Below are 2406 nucleotides of genomic sequence, written 5' to 3'. Positions count from 1 at the left end.
CCCACCCCCACCGACCCCGACACCACCCCCCTCCCCGCCACCCAACCCCCCACCTGGCCCACCTCACACGCACCCACGGCAAGCCCGCCCCCGCGGACGGTGCTGCCGTCGAGCTATGTGAACACCTACGGGTCGGTCCCGGACGGCAAGGTCGGGCTTGTGTACCTGGAGCCGTTCACCGAGGAGGTCACCGAGGGGCTGCACCGGCAGGTGTACGAGGCGCTCGGCCTTGATGCCGACGATCCGCCGGAGTCGGTGCGCGACCAGGTGCGGGACCGGCTCAGCCGGGAGAGCCTCGCCCTCAGCCTGCCCTACCTGCGGGCCAACGGCGGCCACCGGGTCACCGTCCGCGTCGACGGCCGGGACCACACCGTCGACGTGCAGCTGACCCTGTCCGACCCGCGGGCCTCGCTGCGCCAGGGCCGCTTCGACTCGCGTGACCCCGACAAGCATGTGGAGCGGCGCGGTTTCGGCACCCGGGAGAACTTCTCCGGGCAGCCGTCGGGCACCTACCGGACGTTCACGGTGCCGTGGATCGCCTCCACGCCGGTCGGCGCGCCGACGCCGGTGCGGGCCGTGGACGGCACGCTGTCGGGCGCGGTCACCCACAACCAGGCGTCGGACTCCACCACCGTCACGCACATCGTCCAGACGACCTCCGCTCAGCGCTCCAACGAGCCGTCCGACCCGGTGGAGTTCACCACCGACTGGCGGGTCCGCGTCGACGCCCCCGCGGTCACCGCCCCGCCCGCGTCCACGGCACCAGCCACCGCATCCACCACCGCGACCGCTCCGGACAGCTGGGGCGCCCCGCGTTCACACGGGCCGACCACCATCTGGTTCCCGCGCCACCTCACCACCGCCGACCCGGCGCCCGGTTCGCTGCCCGCCCCGGCGGCACCGGCCGACCTGCCGCTGTACGGCGTCGACTCGGTGATCGACCCGCGGGCCCTGTACGAGCACGTGCACCAGTCGTTCCACGCCGACCTCGACGAGGCCGCCGCCGGGCAGGTCGCCGACTTCCTCTCCGAGCAGGTGCTGCGCGGCACCCTGCCGATGCAACTGGAGGACGGCCTCTACTCGCCCGTCCTCACCGACGCGGCCGGCAACGCCGTCGGCATGCTGCGCCTCGTCACCACGCCCACGGTCGGCACCCCGCAGCGGCAGAGCACCGCGGGGCAGATCAACCTGGAGAGCCACCTGGTCAACACCTCGAAGGTGGACCTGTCCTCGAAGTACACCAGCGGTCTCGCCCTCACCGGCTCCGGTGCCGCCGCGCTCACCGCCGACCACGACAAGGGGCACCCGGACGCCTCGCACCTGATCGGCGGCAGCGTCGGCCTGCGCGGCCAGGCCACGGCGACCGTGACCAACTCCTACGGTGCCAGCTCCGCCGCCGGCACCATGCACGCCATCCGCACCAACCGCAGCCACCTCCTCGCGCCGGCCGCCGTCACCTACCACGTCACCCTGATCCGGCCGGACGGCTCCGAGAGCGTGGCGCCGCCGCTGGCCCATGGGCACGGCATGGACCTGCGGGTGCTCAGCAAGGCGGACGCCACCGGGCACCCGCCGGCCGCGGACGAGGTGCGGGAGCTGCCGGACGCGCTGGAGCGGCTGGACGGCATCGGGCTGAGCGCGGCGCCGCTCGACGTCACCGGCACGGACGTGCTGTTCGACCGGGCCGAGCGGTGGCTGCGCCGCGAGGGCTTCCTGCCGCCCGCGCCGACGGCCCCGGCGCCGGCCGGGCTCGGCGGCCGGCTGAAGCAGGCGGTCCGCGACCACGAGCCGGAGCACCAGATCCGGCTGCACGCCCAGCTCAACAATCTGCGCCGGCTGCGCGAGGCGCGCTCCCGCACCGGGCGGCGGGCCGCGACCGACGCCATGGTCGACGGCGGGCACGCGCTGCACTTCGAGGTGCCCAACAGCACGGACACCGGGGTGCGCCGGGTCCGGCTGCTGCTCACCGCCGAGCGGGACGCCACCCGGGCGACCGCGCACCGCCGGGTGCTGCCGGGCATCCAGACCATGGGCCTGGCACAGGCGGCCGGCGGCGACACCGAGCAGCGCGGCGAGTCCTACGGCGGCGCGATCGGCCCGATGGGCAGCGTCAGCGCGCCGCTGGGCGGCTGGGGCTCGATCGGGTTCGGCGGCGACTACCAGTACGGCCACCAGGTCACGCACGGGGACACCGTGGGCGGGGCCACCGGGCACGACCAGTTCTACATCGGCACCGGGCAGGACAGCCACGAGTTCGAGGTGCCGGTGCGGCTGGCCCTCGACCTGTACGCGGACGACGGCACCCGGCCGACGGAGCGGTTCGGCCAGCGGCCCGCCCCCACCGCGCCTGCCGCGCCCGGAGCGCCGAGCGCGCCGCCGGTGCCGGGGCCGCCGACGGTCGCCGGG

1 pseudogene is annotated in these 2406 nt (G+C 75.3%); it reads left to right on the top strand.

The features are described from left to right. Positions 1–117 precede the first annotated feature (117 nt). Positions 118–2406 (top strand): annotated as a pseudogene (locus ACTT8P_RS38135) (hypothetical protein); the annotation flags it as partial.

The organism is Streptomyces sp. JW3 (assembly GCF_052216785.1).
In the GTDB taxonomy this organism is placed as follows: Bacteria; Actinomycetota; Actinomycetes; order Streptomycetales; family Streptomycetaceae; genus Streptomyces.
The sequence above is the reverse complement of the archived record's forward strand: the minus strand, read 5'-3'. Positions and strand labels throughout refer to the sequence as shown.